The sequence below is a fragment of the Curtobacterium sp. MCLR17_031 genome (assembly GCF_003234775.2).
GTDB lineage: Bacteria > Actinomycetota > Actinomycetes > Actinomycetales > Microbacteriaceae > Curtobacterium > Curtobacterium flaccumfaciens.
In genome coordinates, this window is sequence record NZ_CP126270.1 from 3,522,834 (window position 1) to 3,542,253 (window position 19,420).

The following is a 19,420-nucleotide window of genomic DNA, read 5'->3' on the forward strand; positions in this document are numbered from 1 at the left end:
GCCGACCCGGCTGGCGGATGCCGGCCACTGTCAAGGAAACCGTAACGGCGGCCCGTGCGCAAACGCACGGGCCGCCGACGGGGGTTACTGGGAGACGGTGCCGCCAGCAGCCACGATCTTCTCGGCGGCGGACGCCGAGACCTTGTCGACCGCGACCGTGATCTTCACGGTGATGTCACCCTGACCGAGAACCTTGACCTTCTCGTTCTTGCGGACAGCGCCCTTGGCGACCAGGCCCGCAACGGTGACGTCGCCACCATCGGGGTAGAGCTCCGAGATCTTGTCCAGGTTCACGACCTGGTACTCGACCCGGAACGGGTTCTTGAACCCGCGGAGCTTCGGGGTGCGCATGTGCAGCGGCATCTGCCCACCCTCGAAGCCGACCCGGACCTGGTAACGGGCCTTCGTGCCCTTGGTACCACGCCCAGCGGTCTTGCCCTTCGAGCCCTCACCGCGACCAACACGTGTGCGGTCCTTCTTGGCGCCCTCTGCAGGACGGAGGTGGTGCAGCTTCAGCACCTGCACGCGCTCGTTCTTCTCGTCGCTCATGCGTCGACCTCCTCGACCTTCACGAGGTGCGCCACCGTCGCGATGTACCCGCGGTTCTGGGAGTTGTCCTCACGCTCGACCGAACGGCCGATGCGCTTGAGGCCCAGGCTGCGCAGGGTGTCGCGCTGGTACTGCTTCTCGCTGATAACGGACTTGATCTGCGTGATCTTCAGCATCGCCATCACGCACCTGCCTTCTCGGTCGCGGCACGCAGGGCTGCGGCCTCGGCCTGGAGCAGACGGGCCGGGACGACCCGCTCGACGTCGAGGCCACGACGGCTCGCGACGGCGCGGGGCTCCTCGAGCTGCTTCAGGGCCTCGACGGTCGCGTGCACGATGTTGATGGTGTTCGACGAGCCGAGCGACTTGCTCAGGACGTCGTGGATGCCGGCGCACTCGAGCACGGCGCGGACCGGACCACCGGCGATGACACCGGTACCGGGGCCGGCCGGACGCAGGAGGACGACGCCAGCGGCGGCTTCACCCTGCACCGGGTGCGGGATCGTGTTGCCGACGCGGGGGACGCGGAAGAAGTTCTTCTTCGCCTCTTCGACACCCTTGGAGATCGCCGTGGGGACCTCCTTGGCCTTGCCGTAGCCGACGCCCACGAGGCCGTTGCCGTCACCGACGACGACGAGCGCCGTGAAGCTGAAGCGACGACCACCCTTGACGACCTTCGAGACGCGGTTGATGGTCACCACGCGCTCGAGGAACTGGCTGTCGCCACCGCGGTTGTTGCGGTCGCGGCCCTGCTGACGGTCACGACCGCCACCACGACGGCCACGGTTGTCAGCGGAGTCGCGGTTGTTGGACGCGGAGCCCGCGGCGGTCTCGACCGGACGCTCGGCGACGGCAGGTGCCTCCGCCTCCTTGCCGGTCTTGGCGCCCTCGGTGGTCGCCTCGGCGGTTGCGTCGGTGGCCGTGGCCTCCGTGCTCGCCTCGGTGGTCTCCGTGGTCTCGACAGCCTCGGTCTCCGTGGCCTCGACGGCCTCGGTCTTGGCGTCTTCGTTGGTGTTCGCGTTGTCGCTCACAGGTTCAGCCCTCCTTCACGGGCACCATCGGCGATCGCGGCGACGCGACCGGCGTACTTGCTGCCACCGCGGTCGAAGACCACGGCCTCGACGCCAGCCGACTTCGCGCGCTCGGCGAGGAGCTCACCGACGCGACGGGCCTTGGCGGTCTTGTCGCCGTCGAACGAGCGGAGGTCTGCCTCCATCGTCGAGGCGCTGGCGAGGGTGTGACCCTTCGAGTCGTCGATGACCTGCACGAACACGTGACGCGACGAGCGGGTGACGGCGAGACGGGGACGAGCCTCGGTGCCGGTGATCTTCTTGCGGAGACGGTTGTGACGACGCGCCTTGGCGGCCGCCTTGCTCTTGCCTCGTGTCTTGAGGAGTCCCATGATCACTTACCTGACTTTCCGGCCTTGCGGCGCACGTTCTCGCCGGCGTAACGGACACCCTTGCCCTTGTAGGGCTCGGGCTTCCGGAGCTTCCGGATGTTCGCGGCGACCTCGCCGACAGCCTGCTTGTCGATACCGGCGACGGTGACCTTGTTGTTGCCCTCCACCGCGAAGCTGATGCCCGCCGGCGGCTCGACCGTGATCGAGTGGGAGTACCCGAGGGCGAACTCGAGGTTCGAGCCCTTGGCCGCGACACGGTAACCCGTACCGACGACCTCGAGGCCCTTGGTGTAGCCCTGGGTCACGCCGATGATGTTGTTGGCGATGAGGGTCCGGGTCAGTCCGTGGAGCGAACGCGACTCGCGCTCGTCGTCCGGACGGGTGACGAGGACCTGGTTCTCCTCGACCTTGGCCTGGATGGGCTCCGCGATGACGAGCGCGAGCTCGCCCTTCGGGCCCTTGACCGCCACGTTCTGACCGTCAACGGAGACGGTGACGCCGGCGGGGATGTCGATGGGGAGACGTCCGATTCGTGACATTGTCGATCACCACACGTAGGCGAGGACTTCCCCACCCACGCCCTTCTGCTCGGCTTCGCGGTCGGTCAGGAGGCCGGAGGAGGTCGAGAGGATCGCCACGCCGAGGCCACCGAGGACCTGGGGGATCTCCGTCGACTTCGCGTAGACCCGGAGGCCCGGCTTCGAGACGCGCTTGATGCCGGCGATCGAACGCTCGCGCTCGGGGCCGTACTTCAGGTCGATGGTGAGGGTCTGCCCGACTCGGGCGTCCTCCACCTTCCACTCGCTGATGTAGCCCTCACGCTTGAGGATGTCGGCGATGTTCTTCTTGAGCTTGGAGCTCGGGAGCGCGACTGCGTCGTGGTGCGCGGAGTTCGCGTTCCGCAATCTGGTCAGCATGTCTGCGACCGGATCGGTCATCGTCATGATGTTCGTCCATTTCTCGCCTGGTTTCGACACCCGTTCCACGAATGCCGACCTGAGCGATCGAGTGATCCCGGGGCGGTTCCCCGAGATCGGTGTGTTCGTGCGTGCGGGCCGGAGGACGTGAATCCTCCGGCCCGCACCGCCCGAAGTAGTTTAGACCGTCTGCTCGTTGGAGCGGAACGGGAAGCCGAGCTGGCGGAGCAGCGCGCGTCCCTCGTCGTCCGTCTTCGCGGTGGTGACGACAGTGATGTCGAAGCCGCGGACACGGTCGATGCGGTCCTGGTCGATCTCGTGGAACACGGACTGCTCCGTGAGACCGAACGTGTAGTTGCCGTTGCCGTCGAACTGCTTGTCGCTGAGACCGCGGAAGTCGCGGATGCGGGGCAGTGCGAGCGTCACCAGGCGGTCCAGGAACTCCCACGCGCGGTCACCACGGAGGGTGACGTGCGCGCCGATGGCCTGACCCTCGCGCAGCTTGAACTGTGCGATGGACTTGCGGGCGATGTTGACCTGGGGCTTCTGACCCGTGATCGCCGTGAGGTCCTTGATGGCCCCCTCGATGATCTTGGAGTCACGAGCGGCCTCGCCGACACCGGTGTTCACGACGACCTTGACCAGGCCGGGGACCTGGTTGACGTTCGCGTAACCGAACTGCTCGGTGAGGGCCGTCTTGATCTCGGCCAGGTACTTCTGCTTGAGGCGCGGCTGGATCTTGCCAGCGGGCGCAGCAGTCGTGTCAGTCATCAGAGCTTCTCACCAGACTTCTTCGCGTAGCGGACACGGACGGTCTTCTTGACGCCGTCCTTCTCCACCTCTTCGGTGCGGAAGCCGACACGCGTCGGCTTCTTCGTCTTCGGGTCGACGAGTGCGACGTTCGAGACGTGGATCGAGGCTTCGTGCTGCTCGATGCCACCGGTCTTCGAACCACGCTGCGTCTGACCGACGCGGACGTGCTTCGTGACGAAGTTCACGCCCTCGACGACGACGCGGTTCTTGTCCTTGAGGACCTCGATGACCTTGCCCTGCTTGCCACGGTCGCCGCCACGCTCCTGCGTCGCGCCCGTGATGACCTGGACGAGGTCACCCTTCTTGATGTTCGCCATGGCTTACAGCACCTCCGGCGCGAGCGAGATGATCTTCATGAACTTCTTGTCACGGAGCTCGCGACCGACCGGACCGAAGATGCGCGTACCGCGCGGGTCGCCGTCGGCCTTGAGGATCACTGCCGCGTTCTCGTCGAACTTGATGTAGGAGCCGTCCTGACGACGGGTCTCCTTCTTGGTGCGAACGATGACTGCCTTGACGACGTCACCCTTCTTCACGTTGCCGCCGGGGATGGCGTCCTTCACCGTGGCGACGATGACGTCACCGAGGCCGGCGTAGCGACGACCCGAGCCACCGAGCACGCGGATGGTCAAGATCTCCTTGGCACCCGTGTTGTCGGCGACCTTCAGGCGGGATTCCTGCTGAATCACTGCTGTCTCCTATTCCGAAGCAGGCCGAGGCCTACTTGGCCTTCTCGAGGATCTCGACCAGGCGCCAGCGCTTGGAGGCGCTGAGGGGACGGGTCTCGCTGATCACGACGAGGTCGCCGACACCAGCGGTGCCGAGCTCGTCGTGGGCCTTCACCTTGGACGTGCGACGGATGATCTTGCCGTAGAGCGCGTGCTTCACGCGGTCCTCGACCTCGACCACGATGGTCTTGTCCATCTTGTCGCTCGTCACGTAGCCGCGACGCGTCTTGCGGTAGCCGCGAGTGAGGGCGGCGGAGTTCTTCTCTTCGTTCGCCATTACTTCTCCTCGGCGGTCTCGGCCTCGGTCGACTCGGCCGGCTTGTCAGCCTTCTTCGTCGTCTTCTTGGCCTTGGGGGCGGTCTCGACGGGCGCGGGAGTGGCACGGATGCCGAGCTCGCGCTCGCGGAGGACGGTGTAGATGCGGGCGATGTCGCGCTTGACGGCACGGAGACGACCGTGGCTCTCCAGCTGGCCGGTGGCCGACTGGAAGCGGAGGTTGAAGAGTTCCTCCTTGGCCTTCTTCAGCTCGTCAGCGAGACGCTCGTTCTCGAACGTGTCGAGCTCCGTCGGACGGAGCTCCTTGGAACCGATCGCCATTATGCGTCGCCCTCCTCGCGCTTGATGATGCGTGCCTTGAGGGGCAGCTTGTGGATTGCACGAGTCAACGCCTCGCGGGCGATCTCCTCGCTGACGCCGGAGAGCTCGAAGAGCACCCGGCCCGGCTTCACGTTCGCGACCCACCACTCGGGCGAACCCTTACCGGAACCCATGCGGGTCTCGGCGGGCTTCTTGGTCAGCGGACGGTCCGGGTAGATGTTGATCCAGACCTTGCCACCACGCTTGATGTGACGCGTCATGGCGATACGAGCGGACTCGATCTGACGGTTGGTCACGTACGCCGGGGTGAGGGCCTGGATGCCGTAGTCGCCGAAGCTGACCTTGGTACCACCGGTGGCCTGACCCGAACGCTTCGGGTGGTGCTGCTTGCGGTGCTTGACTCGACGGGGAATAAGCATGGTTACGCCTCAACTCCTGCGCCGGCCGGCGCGTCCTGCGGGGCCTGCTGCGGACGACGGTCACCGCGGTCGCCGCCACGACGGTCGCCGCCACGGTCGCCACGCTCACCGCGCGGGCCGCCACGACGCTCCGGGCGCGACGAACGCTGGTTCGCCTGCTCGCGAGCGAGCTCCTTGTTCGTGATGTCGCCCTTGTAGATCCAGACCTTCACGCCGATGCGGCCGAACGTGGTCCGGGCCTCGTAGAAGCCGTAGTCGATGTTCGCGCGGAGGGTGTGCAGCGGCACACGGCCTTCGCGGTAGAACTCCGAACGCGACATCTCGGCGCCGCCGAGACGACCCGACACCTGGATGCGGACACCCTTGGCGCCGGCGCGCTGTGCACCCTGCAGGCCCTTGCGCATGGCGCGACGGAACGCGACACGAGCGGAGAGCTGCTCGGCGATGCCCTGCGCGACGAGCTGGGCCTCGGTCTCGGGGTTCTTGACCTCGAGGATGTTCAGCTGGATCTGCTTCTTGGTGAGCTTCTCGAGCTCACCGCGAACGCGCTCCGCCTCGGCGCCGCGGCGGCCGATGACGATGCCCGGACGAGCCGTGTGGATGTCCACGCGGACACGGTCACGGGTGCGCTCGAGCTCGATGCGTGCAACGCCGGCGCGGTCGAGGGTCTTCTTCAGGTACTCGCGCACCTTGATGTCCTCGGCCACGTAGTCGGCGTAGCGCTGACCGGCCTTCTTGCTGTCGGTGAACCAGTGCGAGACGTGGTCCGTCGTGATCCCGAGACGGAAGCCGTACGGGTTGACCTTCTGGCCCATTACTTGCTCGCCTTCTTGCTCGTCGCGGCAACCTCGGCCTCGTCGGGCGTCGCGAGGACGACCGTGATGTGGCTGGTGCGCTTGTTGATGCGGAAGGCGCGGCCCTGGGCGCGCGGCTGGAACCGCTTCAGGGTCGTGCCCTCGTCGACGAAGACGCGGCTCACGTAGAGGTCGCGCTCGTCGAGGAAGCTGTTCGTCGAGTCCGCCTTGACCCGTGCGTTCGCGATCGCCGAGGCGACCAGCTTGTACACGGGCTCCGAAGCGCCCTGGGGGGCGAACTTCAGGATGGCGAGGGCCTCGTGGGCCTGCTTGCCGCGGATCAGCTCGATGACGCGACGGGCCTTCTGAGGCGTGACGCGGATGTGTCGCACGCGTGCGATCGACTCCACCATTTCGTTCCTCCTCTGCGTCGCCGCCTCAGCGGCGACGGCCCTTCTTGTCGTCCTTCACGTGACCACGGAAGGTGCGGGTCGGCGCGAACTCGCCGAGCTTGTGACCGACCATCGACTCGGTGACGAACACCGGGATGTGCTTGCGGCCGTCGTGGACGGCGATCGTGTGCCCGAGCATGTTCGGGACGATCATCGACCGACGCGACCACGTACGGATCACGTTCTTGGTGTTGGCCTCGTTCTGCGTGACGACCTTGCGGAGCAGGTGCTCGTCGACGAAGGGGCCCTTCTTCAGACTGCGTGGCATCTTCTGAACTCCTACTTGCGCTTCTTGCCGGCGTTACGGCGACGGACGATGAGCTTGTCGCTCGGCTTGTTCGGCTTGCGCGTACGGCCCTCGGACTGACCCCAGGGGCTGACCGGGTGACGACCACCGGACGTCTTGCCCTCACCACCACCGTGCGGGTGGTCGACCGGGTTCATCGCGACACCACGAACGGTCGGGCGGACGCCCTTCCAGCGCATGCGGCCGGCCTTGCCCCAGTTGATGTTCGACTGCTCGGCGTTGCCGACCTCGCCGATCGTGGCGCGGCAGCGTGCGTCGACGTTGCGGACCTCGCCCGACGGCAGACGGAGCTGCGCGTAGGGGCCGTCCTTGGCGACGAGACGCACCGAGGCGCCGGCGGAGCGGGCCATCTTGGCGCCGCCACCGGGGCGGAGCTCGATGGCGTGCACGACGGTACCCACGGGGATGTTGCGCAGCGGCAGGTTGTTGCCGGGCTTGATGTCGGCGCCGGGGCCCTGCTCGATGACGTCGCCCTGCTTGAGCTTGTTCGGCGCGATGATGTACCGCTTCGTGCCGTCCACGTAGTGCAGGAGCGCGATGCGCGCAGTGCGGTTGGGGTCGTACTCGATGTGAGCGACCTTGGCGTCGACGCCGTCCTTGTCGGAGCGACGGAAGTCGATCACGCGGTACTGGCGCTTGTGGCCACCACCGATGTGACGCGTGGTGATACGGCCGGAGCTGTTGCGACCACCGGTCTTCGGCAGCGGACGAAGCAGTGACTTCTCCGGAGTCGAACGGGTGATCTCAGCGAAGTCGGCGACCGACGAGCCGCGACGACCGGGGGTCGTCGGCTTGTAGTTACGAATAGCCATGATTTATCCCTCTGGTCCTCAGCCGACAGCCGTGAAGATGTCGATCGAACCGGACTTGAGCGTCACGATGGCGCGCTTGGTGTCCTTGCGCTTGCCGAGACCGAACTTGGTGCGACGGGTCTTGCCCGGGCGGTTCAGCGTGTTGATGCTCGCGACCTTGACGTCGAAGATCTTCTCGATGGCGAGCTTGATCTCGGTCTTGTTCGAGCGGGGGTCCACGATGAACGTGTACTTGCCCTGGTCGATGAGCGCGTAGCTCTTCTCCGAGACGACCGGCGAGATGATGACGTCGCGCGGGTCCTTGTTGAAGCCGCTCATGCGGTGATCTCCTTCGCGGTCTTCGACGCGATGAAGGCGTCGAGGGCGCTCTTGCTGAAGACGACGGCGTCCGAACGCAGCACGTCGTAGGCGTTGAGCTGGCCGTACGAGAGCGCGTGGACGTTCGACAGGTTGCGGATCGACTTGAGCGTCAGCTCGTCGTCCGTCTCGAGCACGACGAGCACGTTCTTGACGGGCGCGACCTTCTCGAGGAGCGTGCGGGCGGTCTTGGTCGACGGCAGTTCAGCCGCGACGAAGCCCTCCACGGCGGAGATGCGGCCACCGCGGGCGCGGTCCGAGAGCGAGCCGAGCAGAGCAGCGGCGATCATCTTCTTCGGGGTGCGCTGCGAGTAGTCGCGCGGGGTCGGTCCGTGGACGACGCCACCGCCGGTGTGCTCCGGAGCACGGACGGAACCCTGACGGGCGCGGCCGGTGCCCTTCTGCTTGAACGGCTTGCGACCGGCACCGCGGACTTCGCCACGGTTCTTGGTCTTGTGGGTGCCCTGACGCGCGGCTGCGAGCTGCGCGGTGACGACCTGGTGGATCAGCGGGACGTTGGTCTCGACGTCGAAGAGAGCTGCGGGGAGCTCGACGGTGCCGGACTTGGCACCCGATGCGTCGAGGACGTCGATCGTGGTTGCGGTCGTGGTGGCCATGATCACTTACCCTTCACGGCGGTGCGGACGAAGACGGAGCGGCCACGAGCACCGGGGACGGCGCCCTTGACGAGCAGCAGACCCTTCTCGGCGTCGACGGCGTGCACCGTGAGGTTGAGGACGGTCACGCGGTCGCCACCCATACGACCAGCCATGCGCATGCCCTTGAAGACGCGCGACGGGGTCGAGGAAGCACCGATCGAGCCGGGCTTGCGGTGGTTGCGGTGCGCACCGTGCGAGGCGCCGACGCCGTGGAAGCCGTGGCGCTTCATGACACCGGCGAAGCCCTTGCCCTTGGAGGTACCGACGACGTCGACCTTCTGGCCCGCCGTGAACGTGCTGTCCACGGTGAGCTCCTGGCCGAGCGTGTACTCAGCGGAGTCGTTGGTACGGATCTCGGTGAGGGTGCGACGCGGGGTCACGCCAGCGGCCTCGAAGTGGCCAGCGGCCGGCTTGTTGACCTTGCGCGGGTCGATGGCACCGGCGGCGATCTGGATCGCCTCGTAGCCGTCGCGCTCAGCGTTGCGGATCTGGGTGACCACGTTCGGGCCGACCTCGATCACGGTGACGGGGATGAACTTGTTGTTCTCGTCCCACACCTGGGTCATCCCGAGCTTCTTGCCGAGGAGGCCCTTGACGGTCTTGGTTGAGTTCGCCATTGGTCAGCCCCCTTACAGCTTGATCTCGATGTTGACGTCGGCCGGCAGGTCGAGTCGCATGAGCGAGTCCACGGCCTTCGGCGTCGGGTCGACGATGTCGATGACCCGCTTGTGCGTGCGCTTCTCGAAGTGCTCGCGCGAGTCCTTGTACTTGTGAGGGGAACGGATCACTGCGATCACGTTCTTCTCGGTGGGGAGCGGCACCGGGCCGACCACGGTTGCACCGGCACGGGTCACCGTGTCGACGATCTTCCGGGCCGACGTGTCGATGACCTCGTGGTCATACGACTTGAGCCGGATGCGGATCTTCTGTCCCGCCATGTGTCTCTTGTCCTCTCTGCGCCGCGCACCCTCTGGCCGCCTGACGCCGCTCGGTTCCGCATTCCTGCGGACCGTGCTGTTTTCCTGAACCAACCGGCCGCATCCACTGGGGATGACCGCTGTTCACCTGTCAACCTCGCGGGCGACCGTGGCCGTCCAGCGTGGGCAATCGACTGCCTCGTGCTCCGGGCGCAGCAGTGGTACACCGCGTCCGTCACCCTTCGGGGAGTCGTGTTCTGCTGCCTGCGGCCCAACCCAGCCCTGCTGAACAAGGGGGTTGTGCACTGCCAGAGCAGTGATCCTGTGGGCGTACACCCACGGGGAATTCGGAACCGGACAAGTCTCGCATAGCCCCGGCCCGCGTGCAACCCGGGCGTGTCGCGAAATGCCGGGCGTGTCCCGCCGGCTCGCTTGCCCGGATCCACGCGGATCGGACGGCCTGGAGGCCCGGCTCGGCCCCGCAACGCGGAGCACCCTCCGGACGGGGTCCGGAGGGTGCGTCGACACGGGTCAGGAGACCGTCACTCGGCGGTCACCGGGGGCACGAACCACGGTGGGAACACGGCCACTCGAGGAGCGTGTCCACCGTGGTCGGCGAGCACGGCGCGGACGGTCTGCCGGGCCTTGTCGTTCGGCACGCCGATGACGGCGACCGACGTGAACGGCACGCTCGGTCCGGCGAGCAGCTCGAGGCCGTGCATCTCCGGGTCCGTGAAGTCGGTGCGACGGATCAGGTTCGTGCCGGCGTCGGGACCGACGGCGAACCGGACGTCGTCGGCGTCGGCGTCCTGGTCGGCGACGATCACCGATGCTCCGAACGCGGAGACCGGCACGACGAGCACGACGTAGTCGATGGCGCGGGTGCGGCGGGCGGCGTCCGACCAGCGCTCGCCTTCGGCGCCCGTGCGGAGCTCGTCCCAGCGGGTGGCGTCGGGCGACAGCGTGAACGGCACGTGGCCGGCGATCGAGGAGCCGTCGGGCGCCTCGGCCTCGGCACGGGCGGCGCGGGTGTCGGCGGAACTGACGTCCACGACCGGCTCGGCCTGGTCGGACGCCAGGATGGCGCCGGCACCGACGATGCCGTCGAGGTTGTCGATGTGGGTGACGTGGTGGGCGCGGAGCGCTGCGAACTCACGTGCTTCGGGCAGGTCGGCGGACGACGAACGGAGCGACGTCGGCGACCGGAGCGACGTCCCGGGCCCGGAGGCCGGCGGGTCGACGCGCAGGTTGGTGGTGATGCGGGTCCGGCGGGGTGCCGGGGTGGCTGGGATCTCCGACGCCTCGCGCTGCCGGGGTGCGCAGATGTCGCAGAGCTCGGTGGGGAATCCGTGGATGCACTCGTCGGTCACGACTGTTGTGGGTCCTTCCGTGCCGTGTGGGGGTGGTCCGGCACGTCGACCAACGCTACGTCATCCGGACGGCCCCCGGGTCATTGTCGGTAGAGCAGTGCCCGGACCTCGGCCTCGGCGGACGCCAGGCGGTTCGGATCGATGGTCTCGCCGTGGTCGTACGCGTCGAGCAACCGGGGGTCGATGTAGCTCTGCCGGCACACCGTCGGGGTGTTGCCGAGCTCGTCGCTGGCGGCCTTCACCGCGTGCGAGACGGCCTTCTTCCGCTTGGCCTGGGACGACTGCGGTCCGGTCTTCGCCAGGTCGACCGCGGCCGCGACCGTGCCGTGCAGTGTCCGGAAGTCCTTCGCGGTGAACTCGTCGCCCGCGCGTTCCTTCACGTAGGCGTTGATGTCCTCGGCGGAGAGCGGCTCCCACTCCGCACCGCGACGCTCGCGGAACGAGAGCAACCGCGCGTTGGGGCCGCGACGCTTCATGCCGGCGATGACCCGCGCCAGGTCGTGGTCGTGGATCGACGACGACCACTCCTGCCCGCTCTTGCCGGGGAAGTCGAGTTCGATGTCGTCGCCCGACACGTGGGCGTGCGCGCAGAGCAGCGTCGACAGCCCCCGACTGCCGTGCTCGGTGGCGTACCGCTCGGACCCGACTCGGAGAGACCCCTGGTCGAGCATGCGGAACGCTGCGGCCAGCGCACGGCGGCGGTCCGGCTCGGGGCGACGGAGGTCCTGCGTGACGCCACGGCGGGCGACCGGCAGGGACTCCGCCAGTGCCAGCGCACGGTCGTACTTGATCCGGTCCATCCGTTCACGCCAGGACGGGTGGTACATGTACTGGCGGCGCCCCGCACCGTCCGTGCCCGTGGCCAGGATGTGGCCGTTCGCGTACGGGGAGATCCAGACGTCGTCCCACGCCGGCGGGATCACGAACTCCTCGAGTCGACGGCGCTCGTCCGGATCGGTCACGGTGTTGCCGTCGGGGTCGCGGAACGAGAAACCGCGTCCGGAACGGACGCGGTGGTAGCCGCGACCGGAGGTCGCGGATCTGCGGAGGCGGGTCACGCGGTCGAGCCAACTCCGTGACGCCTGTGACGGGTCACGGGGCGGACAGGAGGCCCGTGGCGGGCGCCGCCCCGGGCCTCCTGTCCGGTGCCCTGTACGGCCCGCCAGTGGCCGCGTACGACGAAGCGGGGCCGGGCCCGAAGGCCCGACCCCGCTGTCGCAAGGAACCGGAGTTACTTGATGATCTTCTCGACCGTACCGGCGCCGACCGTACGACCACCCTCACGGATGGCGAAACGGAGGCCCTCTTCCATGGCGATCGGCTGGATCAGCTCGACCGTCATGGCGACGGTGTCACCGGGCATGACCATCTCGGTGCCCTCGGGCAGCGTGATGACGCCGGTGACGTCCGTGGTGCGGAAGTAGAACTGCGGGCGGTAGTTCGCGTAGAACGGGTTGTGACGCCCACCCTCGTCCTTGGTCAGGATGTACGCGTTCGCCTGGAACTCGGTGTGCGGCGTGACCGAACCCGGCTTCACGACGACCTGGCCGCGCTCCACGTCCTCGCGCTTGAGGCCACGGATGAGCAGACCGGTGTTGTCACCGGCGACCGCCTGGTCGAGCAGCTTGCGGAACATCTCGATGCCCGTGACGGTGGTCTTCTGCGTCGCACGGATGCCGACGATCTCGACCTCGGCGTTCAGGTTGAGCGTGCCACGCTCGACGCGACCGGTGACGACCGTGCCACGACCGGTGATCGTGAAGACGTCCTCGATCGGCATCAGGAACGGCTGGTCGGTGGCGCGCACCGGGTCCGGCACGTGCTCGTCGACCTGGGCCATGAGGTCCTGGACCGACTTGACCCACTTCTCGTCGCCCTCGAGCGCCTTGAGCGCCGAGACCTGCACGACGGGGGCGTCCTCGTCGAACTGCTGCGAGCCGAGGAGCTCGCGGACCTCGAGCTCGACGAGCTCCAGGATCTCCTCGTCGTCCACCATGTCGGACTTGTTCAGTGCGACGACGATGTAGGGGACGCCGACCTGGCGGGCGAGCAGGACGTGCTCACGCGTCTGGGGCATCGGGCCGTCGGTGGCGGCGACCACGAGGATCGCGCCGTCCATCTGTGCCGCACCCGTGATCATGTTCTTCACGTAGTCGGCGTGACCGGGGGCGTCGACGTGCGCGTAGTGACGCTTCTCGGTCTGGTACTCGACGTGCGAGATGTTGATCGTGATGCCGCGCTGGCGCTCCTCGGGAGCGTTGTCGATCTGCGCGAAGTCGCGGGCCTCGTTGAGGTCCGGGTACTGGTCGTGCAGAACCTTGGTGATCGCCGCCGTGAGCGTGGTCTTGCCGTGGTCGACGTGACCGATGGTTCCGATGTTGACGTGCGGCTTGGTGCGCTCGAACTTGGCCTTGGCCACTGTGGGTCCTCCTCAGGACTCGGAAGCGTCACCCCCGGCCGGCCCTGGATGGGCTCGGGACCGTTGGTGCGCGGTGTGTGTCTGTACTTTACTTGGTGGCGAGGGGCCCGTCGCCGGGCGCCCCCGCCTGTGGAGAAGCGCTGAGCGCTACTCCCCCGCGTTCTTCGCGATGATCTCCTCGGCGACCTTGGCCGGGACCTGGCTGTAGGTCTCGAAGGTCATCGAGTAGACCGCACGACCAGAGGTCTTCGACCGCAGGTCGCCGACGTAGCCGAACATCTCGGACAGCGGCACGCTCGCGCGGACCACCTTGACGCCCGAGGCGTCCTCCATCGAGGCGATCTGGCCACGACGGGAGTTCAGGTCACCGATGACGTCGCCCATGTACTCCTCAGGAGTACGGACCTCGACGGCCATGATCGGCTCGAGGATCGCCGGACCGGCCTTGCGAGCCGCTTCCTTGTAGGCGATCGAGCCGGCGATCTTGAACGCCATCTCGGACGAGTCGACGTCGTGCGCCGCGCCGTCCTTGAGGATGGCCTTCACGCCGACCGTCGGGTAGCCCGCGAGGATGCCGACCTGCATGGCGTCCTGGATACCGGCGTCGACCGACGGGATGTACTCGCGCGGGACACGGCCACCGGAGGTCGCGTTGACGAACTCGTAGACCTTCTCGCTCGTGACCTCCATCGGCTCGAGCGCGATCTGCACCTTCGCGAACTGGCCGGAACCACCGGTCTGCTTCTTGTGGGTGTAGTCGTAGCGCTCGACGATCTTGGTGAGCGTCTCGCGGTAGGCCACCTGGGGCTTGCCGACGCTCGCCTCGACGTGGAACTCGCGCTTCATGCGGTCGACGAGGATGTCGAGGTGGAGCTCGCCCATGCCCTTGATCGTGGTCTGACCGGTCTCGGCGTTGAGCTCGACGCGGAACGTCGGGTCCTCTTCGGCGAGCTTCTGGATGGCCGTGGAGAGCTTCTCCTGGTCGGCCTTCGTGTTCGGCTCGATGGCGACCTCGATGACCGGCTCCGGGAACGTCATCGACTCGAGGACGACCTGGTTGGTCGGGTCGCACAGGGTGTCACCGGTGGTGGTGTCCTTGAGGCCGATGACCGCGTAGATGTGGCCAGCGGTCACGTTGGCGACCGGGTTCTCCTTGTTGGAGTGCATCTGGAAGATCTTGCCGATGCGCTCCTTCTTGCCCTTGGTCGAGTTGATGACCTGGGCACCGGACTCGATCGAGCCGGAGTAGACGCGCACGTAGGTCAGTCGACCGAAGAACGGGTGCACCGCGACCTTGAACGCGAGGGCCGAGAACGGCTCCGACGCGTCGGGCTTGCGGATGATCTCCTTCTCCTCGTCCTTGACGTCGTGGCCGATCATCGGCGGCACGTCGAGCGGGGACGGGAGGTAGTCGATGACGGCGTCGAGCATCGGCTGGACACCGCGGTTCTTGAACGCGGAACCGCAGAGGACCGGGTAGAGCGTGCTGCTCACGGTGAGGGCACGGATGGCTGCCTTGATCTCGGCGACCGAGAAGTCGGTGTCGCCCTCGAGGTAGCGCTCCATGAGGACGTCGTCCGCCTCGGCCACGCGCTCGATGAGCTTCTCGCGGTACTCGGCGGCACGGTCCTGCAGGTCGGCCGGGATCTCTTCGATCTCGTACTTCGCGCCCATCGCGACGTCACCCTTGGCGTCGCCGCGCCAGGTGAGTGCACGCATCTGGACGAGGTCGACGACGCCTTCGAACGAGCTCTCGGAACCGATCGGCAGCTGGAGCACGAGGGGCTCCGCGCCGAGGCGGTTCACGATGGTGTCGACGGTGTAGTAGAAGTCGGCGCCCAGCTTGTCCATCTTGTTGACGAAGCAGATGCGCGGGACGTCGTACTTGTCGGCCTGACGCCAGACGGTCTCGGACTGGGGCTCGACGCCCTCCTTGCCGTCGAAGACGGCGACCGCACCGTCGAGGACGCGGAGCGAGCGCTCCACCTCGACCGTGAAGTCCACGTGACCGGGGGTGTCGATGATGTTGATCTGGTTGTTGTCCCAGAAGCAGGTCGTCGCGGCCGACGTGATCGTGATGCCGCGCTCCTGCTCCTGCGCCATCCAGTCCATCGTGGCAGCGCCGTCGTGGACCTCACCGATCTTGTGCGTGATGCCCGTGTAGAACAGGATGCGCTCGGTCGTCGTGGTCTTGCCGGCATCGATGTGCGCCATGATGCCGATGTTGCGGACCTTGTTCAGGTCGGTGAGCACGTCCTGTGCCACAGGGTTCCTCCGGAAGAGTTGTAGGAGAGGTTGGCGGCCGTCCGGGCGCCGGGGTTCTTGACCACCGGCGCCCGGACGGTGCCGGGACTACCAGCGGTAGTGGGCGAAGGCCTTGTTCGACTCGGCCATCTTGTGCGTGTCCTCGCGGCGCTTGACCGCGGCACCGAGACCGTTCGACGCGTCGAGGATCTCGTTCATGAGACGCTCGGTCATCGTCTTCTCGCGACGGGCCTTGGCGTACGAGGTGAGCCAACGGAGCGCGAGGGTGTTCGCGCGGTGCGGCTTGACCTCGACCGGGACCTGGTAGGTCGAGCCACCGACACGGCGGCTACGGACCTCGAGGGTCGGACGGACGTTGTCGAGCGCCTTCTTCAGCGTCACGACGGCGTCCTGCTGGTTCTTGGCGGAAACGCCCTCGAGTGCACCGTAGACGATGCGCTCGGCGAGGCCCTTCTTGCCGTCGAGCAGGATCTTGTTGACGAGCTGGCTGACGATCGGCGCACCGTAGACCGGGTCGGCGACGACGGGACGCTTGGGGGCGGGACCCTTACGAGGCATCTAACTCAACCCTTCTTCGCGCCGTAGCGGCTACGAGCCTGCTTACGGTTCTTGACTGCCTGGGTGTCCAGGGCGCCACGGATGATCTTGTACCGCACACCCGGGAGGTCCTTCACACGACCGCCGCGGACGAGCACCATCGAGTGCTCCTGGAGGTTGTGGCCCTCACCGGGGATGTAGGCCGTGACCTCGGTGCCGTTCGAGAGCTTGACACGAGCGACCTTGCGCAGTGCCGAGTTCGGCTTCTTGGGGGTGGTGGTGTAGACGCGGGTGCACACACCACGCTGCTGGGGGTTCGCCTTCAGGGCGGGCGCCTTGGTCTTGGTGACCTTCGGCGTACGACCCTTGCGAACCAGCTGCTGAATAGTAGGCAACTGTTCTCCTGGTTCTTCGCTCGTGCTCTCTGGCCGGCGCGTTCCGCCGGCTTCCTCGTCCCACGCTGAGCACCGCCGGACGGCGGGTGTTCGAGTGGGGGACGGAGTGGTCCGGCTGGGCGATCCCGCTCGCCGGACTTTTCGGGCGCGCCCGAGGGCGCACACCCGGTAGAGACTACCCGCGTAACGGGACGAAATCAATCCGGGTCACCCCGGGAACCGACACCGTCATGAGCCGGTGTCGGACGACCCGTTGCCCACTGCCGAGCGGAACGTGGCGCCGTCGCTCGAGAAGCCCGTGACGTACCCGCTCGCGTTCACGTTGAGCGGCCCCGCAGAGGCCGTCCCGGTGCCGGCAGCACCCGAGATGTCGGCCGTGTACTTCGCCCGGCCGGGCGCCGTCGTCGTGATCAACCAGCCGTTCGTCGTCCAGCTGCCGACCCGGACCGTCGGCCGCGTCTCGAGCGTCCACTTCTGGTTCGAGTACGTGTACGCGGGGTTCTGCCCGTACGCGTAGAAGCTGCACCCGGCGGGGGCGGCGTCGGTGGAGGCGATGCAGCCGTCCACCCAGTCGTCCACCGCCCGCTTGGCGGCCTGCTGCCCGGCGGTGGTCAGGGTCGTGGTCATCTGCACCGGGGTCGAGGTCGACCGCCCGAACCCACTGACGCTCGCCGATCCCCCACGGGCCGTGGTCCACTTGCCGCCGTCGAAGGCGACGTCGTACGTGCCGGGCAGCGCACGGAGGCTCACCGTGCCGTCCTTCGCGGTCTTCACGTTCCGGCCGGCGACGGTGACCGCCGCACCGGACGGCCCACGCACGGTGACGGCGACCGATCCGAGCTCGGGGGCCTGCAGCTCCCAGATCGGGAACACACCCCAGTCCGTCCCGGTCTTGTCCAGCGTGAAGGTCGCAGCGACGTCCTGACCGCCCTGGCGCAGGTACGCGCGGACCGTCGCGGTGTCGCCGTCCGTGCGCGTCGCGGCGACGCGGTAGCCCGTGACCTTGTCCGATGCCTTCGCGTAGGCGGCTTCGCCGAGCAGCACGTCGGTCTTCTCGCGTTCGATGCCCGCGTCGTCGAGGGCATCGGCCACGCGTCCGGCCGTCAGGTCGTCGAGGAACGCCCGCACCGGGCGGTCCGCCGAGTGCGAGGAGGAGCCGACCGAGTACCCGACGACACCGGCCACGAGCAGCAGGACGACCGCCGTGCCGCCCGAGATGATGCCGATGAGCTGACCGCGGCGGAGCTTCCGGCGACGACGCTGCGGCACCGGTCCGGGCACCCCGGGCACCCCGGGCACCCCGGGCACCCCGGGCATCCCGGGGAATCCGGGGGCTCCTGCGCCGGGACCCGGACCGAACCCCTGGGCCGCTGCCCCGGACGTTCCGTCGGTTCCACGGATCGAGGCCACCGGCGGGACGGCACCCCAGCCGCCCTGCTGGTCCGGATCCTGCGCGTGCTGGTCGCTCATCGTTCCCCCGTTGCGTGTGCGTCGTGCCCTGCGAACACTACCGTCCGGCGGGTTCCTCGCCCGCGTTCGTCCGGTCTGGCCCGGAGCGCTCGTCGGGCTGGTCCAGACGCGCCGTCCCGGCCGCGCCCGAGCCTCCGCCGGTCCGTACCTGGTGGCGAGCCATCGTGATCCCACCGAGCACCGACAGGAGCGCCACCACGACGGACCCGACCACGAACGGCCCGAGGGCGTAGCCCGCGGGGAAGACGAGGAGCTCCGTCGCGTCCGAGCGGACGAGCGCGTAGCCCACGGCTCCGACGCCGAGCATGACCAGGTAGACCGTCGCTGCGGCCACCAGCGCGGTGACCCCGGGGTTGCCGTCGCGCACGCCGGCCGCGGTCGCGAGGAAGACCACCACCGCGCCACCGACCACCATCGCGGGCCCGAGGTACGGGGTGGCGTCGGGCTGCGAGATGACCTCGACGTCGGCGAGCAGGGCTTCGAAGCCCGTGACGGCGATCACGAGCGCGATGAAGAGGACCGACGTCATCGTCGCGATCAACCACCGGGACATGCGCCGATCGTATCGCCGACCGGCTGGTCAGCGAGCGGGTTCGGCGTGGTCCGTGTCGTCCGCGTGCTCGCGACGGTCCGCCCGGTCGGACTGCTCCTGCGCTGCGGCGACCAGGGCGAGCGCGATCGTCGCCGTGATGATCGGGACGGTCTCCGTCATGGGGGCGGGCGCGGAATCCGGCATCGTCGCGGCCGTCTCGTCCGTCGCGTCCGTCGGGACGTCGGACTGGAGGCCCGTGGCGGCGTCCGCCTCGGCGGTGCAGTCCGGCTCGTGGTCACGCAGCGCCGGGCCGATGACCGGCAGGACCCCCGTGGTCGCGGCCGGTTCAGCGTGCAGGACCGGCGGCTCGGTGGACGCGGATCCGTCGCGCTTCGCCGCGCGGCGCGCCCGGCCCATCTTCACCAGGACGACGACGGCGACGATCGCCCAGATCCCGTTGACGATGGTCGAGGGGACGGCGTGGTGCGCGGCGACGTTGATGGCCACCGCGAGGCCGCCGACCAGGTTGAACAGCTGGTAGAGCGGGCCGTTCGGGATCTTGCCGGTAGAGAACAAGATGTAACCAGCTAGAACGGTTACCGCACCGAACCAACCGAGGAATTCCACGATTCCGACCAACACGCGCGACTCCGGGCACGACGAGGAACGGCCGATTCGAGCCGACCGTTCGAGAGGGGATGAGCAGCCGC

Annotated in this window: 29 protein-coding genes; all 29 read right to left on the reverse strand. The window is 67.7% G+C overall.

The annotated features are described in order from the left end of the window. Positions 1 to 84 precede the first annotated feature (84 nt). Positions 85 to 549, reverse strand: coding sequence for a 50S ribosomal protein L15 (rplO, locus tag DEI96_RS16640; protein ID WP_017885514.1), 465 nt, complete (start codon positions 547 to 549; stop codon positions 85 to 87). After that, positions 546 to 731, reverse strand: a complete 186-nt coding sequence (gene rpmD / locus DEI96_RS16645; protein ID WP_017885515.1) for a 50S ribosomal protein L30 — start codon at positions 729 to 731, stop codon at positions 546 to 548. Before rpmD ends, rplO begins: the two co-directional genes overlap by 4 nt. Beyond that, positions 731 to 1,579: a 30S ribosomal protein S5 gene (gene rpsE / locus DEI96_RS16650; protein ID WP_071406161.1), complete on the reverse strand. Its 849-nt coding sequence runs from the start codon at positions 1,577 to 1,579 to the stop codon at positions 731 to 733. Before rpsE ends, rpmD begins: the two co-directional genes overlap by 1 nt. Further along, entirely contained in the window at positions 1,576 to 1,950 is a 375-nt protein-coding gene (gene rplR / locus DEI96_RS16655; protein WP_027466725.1) for a 50S ribosomal protein L18, read from the reverse strand. The genes rpsE and rplR overlap by 4 nt, the downstream gene beginning before the upstream one ends. Before the next feature lie 2 nt (positions 1,951 to 1,952). Next, positions 1,953 to 2,489, reverse strand: coding sequence for a 50S ribosomal protein L6 (gene rplF / locus DEI96_RS16660; protein WP_017885518.1), 537 nt, complete (start codon positions 2,487 to 2,489; stop codon positions 1,953 to 1,955). A gap of 6 nt (positions 2,490 to 2,495) precedes the next feature. Next, positions 2,496 to 2,894 carry a 30S ribosomal protein S8 gene (gene rpsH / locus DEI96_RS16665; protein ID WP_017885519.1) on the reverse strand — a complete coding sequence of 133 codons (399 nt, stop codon included), beginning with the start codon at positions 2,892 to 2,894 and terminating at the stop codon, positions 2,496 to 2,498. A gap of 153 nt (positions 2,895 to 3,047) precedes the next feature. Further along, positions 3,048 to 3,638 carry a 50S ribosomal protein L5 gene (gene rplE, locus DEI96_RS16670; RefSeq protein WP_042537502.1) on the reverse strand — a complete coding sequence of 197 codons (591 nt, stop codon included), beginning with the start codon at positions 3,636 to 3,638 and terminating at the stop codon, positions 3,048 to 3,050. Next, positions 3,638 to 3,997, reverse strand: a complete 360-nt coding sequence (gene rplX / locus DEI96_RS16675; protein WP_017885522.1) for a 50S ribosomal protein L24 — start codon at positions 3,995 to 3,997, stop codon at positions 3,638 to 3,640. Before rplX ends, rplE begins: the two co-directional genes overlap by 1 nt. A 3-nt stretch (positions 3,998 to 4,000) precedes the next feature. Beyond that, complete coding sequence (rplN, locus tag DEI96_RS16680) at positions 4,001 to 4,369, reverse strand: 50S ribosomal protein L14 (RefSeq protein ID WP_017885523.1); 369 nt, start codon at positions 4,367 to 4,369, stop codon at positions 4,001 to 4,003. A gap of 31 nt (positions 4,370 to 4,400) precedes the next feature. Next, positions 4,401 to 4,685 carry a 30S ribosomal protein S17 gene (gene rpsQ / locus DEI96_RS16685; RefSeq protein ID WP_017885524.1) on the reverse strand — a complete coding sequence of 95 codons (285 nt, stop codon included), beginning with the start codon at positions 4,683 to 4,685 and terminating at the stop codon, positions 4,401 to 4,403. Then, entirely contained in the window at positions 4,685 to 5,005 is a 321-nt protein-coding gene (gene rpmC / locus DEI96_RS16690) for a 50S ribosomal protein L29 (RefSeq protein WP_017885525.1), read from the reverse strand. The genes rpsQ and rpmC overlap by 1 nt, the downstream gene beginning before the upstream one ends. Continuing rightward, a complete protein-coding gene (gene rplP, locus DEI96_RS16695) occupies positions 5,005 to 5,424 on the reverse strand; it encodes a 50S ribosomal protein L16 (RefSeq protein WP_017885526.1) in 420 nt (139 codons plus the stop codon). Before rplP ends, rpmC begins: the two co-directional genes overlap by 1 nt. Positions 5,425 to 5,426: 2 nt before the next feature. Further along, positions 5,427 to 6,239 carry a 30S ribosomal protein S3 gene (gene rpsC, locus DEI96_RS16700; RefSeq protein WP_017885527.1) on the reverse strand — a complete coding sequence of 271 codons (813 nt, stop codon included), beginning with the start codon at positions 6,237 to 6,239 and terminating at the stop codon, positions 5,427 to 5,429. Further along, positions 6,239 to 6,631, reverse strand: a complete 393-nt coding sequence (gene rplV, locus DEI96_RS16705; protein ID WP_035809257.1) for a 50S ribosomal protein L22 — start codon at positions 6,629 to 6,631, stop codon at positions 6,239 to 6,241. The genes rpsC and rplV overlap by 1 nt, the downstream gene beginning before the upstream one ends. Positions 6,632 to 6,656: 25 nt before the next feature. Then, entirely contained in the window at positions 6,657 to 6,938 is a 282-nt protein-coding gene (gene rpsS, locus DEI96_RS16710) for a 30S ribosomal protein S19 (RefSeq protein ID WP_017885529.1), read from the reverse strand. An 11-nt stretch (positions 6,939 to 6,949) separates the two neighbouring features. Beyond that, the gene (gene rplB / locus DEI96_RS16715; RefSeq protein ID WP_027466728.1) at positions 6,950 to 7,789 is read right to left on the reverse strand and encodes a 50S ribosomal protein L2; all 840 of its coding nucleotides are present in this window, start codon (positions 7,787 to 7,789) and stop codon (positions 6,950 to 6,952) included. A gap of 18 nt (positions 7,790 to 7,807) precedes the next feature. Next, on the reverse strand, positions 7,808 to 8,107 hold the full coding sequence (rplW, locus tag DEI96_RS16720; protein WP_027466729.1) for a 50S ribosomal protein L23: 300 nt from the start codon (positions 8,105 to 8,107) through the stop codon (positions 7,808 to 7,810). Then, on the reverse strand, positions 8,104 to 8,763 hold the full coding sequence (rplD, locus tag DEI96_RS16725; protein ID WP_027466730.1) for a 50S ribosomal protein L4: 660 nt from the start codon (positions 8,761 to 8,763) through the stop codon (positions 8,104 to 8,106). The genes rplW and rplD overlap by 4 nt, the downstream gene beginning before the upstream one ends. 2 nt (positions 8,764 to 8,765) lie before the next feature. Continuing rightward, positions 8,766 to 9,422, reverse strand: coding sequence for a 50S ribosomal protein L3 (rplC, locus tag DEI96_RS16730; protein ID WP_017885533.1), 657 nt, complete (start codon positions 9,420 to 9,422; stop codon positions 8,766 to 8,768). A gap of 12 nt (positions 9,423 to 9,434) precedes the next feature. Next, entirely contained in the window at positions 9,435 to 9,743 is a 309-nt protein-coding gene (gene rpsJ / locus DEI96_RS16735; RefSeq protein ID WP_017885534.1) for a 30S ribosomal protein S10, read from the reverse strand. Between the two features lie 521 nt (positions 9,744 to 10,264). Next, positions 10,265 to 11,092 carry a DarT ssDNA thymidine ADP-ribosyltransferase family protein gene (locus DEI96_RS16740; protein ID WP_084741336.1) on the reverse strand — a complete coding sequence of 276 codons (828 nt, stop codon included), beginning with the start codon at positions 11,090 to 11,092 and terminating at the stop codon, positions 10,265 to 10,267. Positions 11,093 to 11,172: 80 nt separating this feature from the next. Further along, complete coding sequence (locus tag DEI96_RS16745; protein WP_111023287.1) at positions 11,173 to 12,150, reverse strand: DNA topoisomerase IB; 978 nt, start codon at positions 12,148 to 12,150, stop codon at positions 11,173 to 11,175. A gap of 173 nt (positions 12,151 to 12,323) precedes the next feature. Then, positions 12,324 to 13,511 carry an elongation factor Tu gene (gene tuf / locus DEI96_RS16750; protein WP_027466734.1) on the reverse strand — a complete coding sequence of 396 codons (1,188 nt, stop codon included), beginning with the start codon at positions 13,509 to 13,511 and terminating at the stop codon, positions 12,324 to 12,326. A 147-nt stretch (positions 13,512 to 13,658) separates the two neighbouring features. Further along, a complete protein-coding gene (fusA, locus tag DEI96_RS16755; protein ID WP_027466735.1) occupies positions 13,659 to 15,776 on the reverse strand; it encodes an elongation factor G in 2,118 nt (705 codons plus the stop codon). A gap of 87 nt (positions 15,777 to 15,863) precedes the next feature. Beyond that, on the reverse strand, positions 15,864 to 16,334 hold the full coding sequence (gene rpsG, locus DEI96_RS16760) for a 30S ribosomal protein S7 (RefSeq protein WP_017885539.1): 471 nt from the start codon (positions 16,332 to 16,334) through the stop codon (positions 15,864 to 15,866). A 5-nt stretch (positions 16,335 to 16,339) separates the two neighbouring features. Then, positions 16,340 to 16,708 (reverse strand): 30S ribosomal protein S12, encoded by a 369-nt coding sequence (gene rpsL, locus DEI96_RS16765; RefSeq protein WP_017885540.1) that lies wholly within the window; start codon positions 16,706 to 16,708, stop codon positions 16,340 to 16,342. 228 nt (positions 16,709 to 16,936) lie between these two features. Further along, a complete protein-coding gene (locus tag DEI96_RS16770) occupies positions 16,937 to 18,178 on the reverse strand; it encodes a hypothetical protein (RefSeq protein WP_181440531.1) in 1,242 nt (413 codons plus the stop codon). A gap of 37 nt (positions 18,179 to 18,215) precedes the next feature. Next, positions 18,216 to 18,731 carry a DUF6121 family protein gene (locus DEI96_RS16775; RefSeq protein WP_111023285.1) on the reverse strand — a complete coding sequence of 172 codons (516 nt, stop codon included), beginning with the start codon at positions 18,729 to 18,731 and terminating at the stop codon, positions 18,216 to 18,218. A 27-nt stretch (positions 18,732 to 18,758) separates the two neighbouring features. Further along, positions 18,759 to 19,352: a CBU_0592 family membrane protein gene (locus tag DEI96_RS16780; protein WP_502866286.1), complete on the reverse strand. Its 594-nt coding sequence runs from the start codon at positions 19,350 to 19,352 to the stop codon at positions 18,759 to 18,761. Between the last annotated feature and the right edge of the window lie 68 nt (positions 19,353 to 19,420).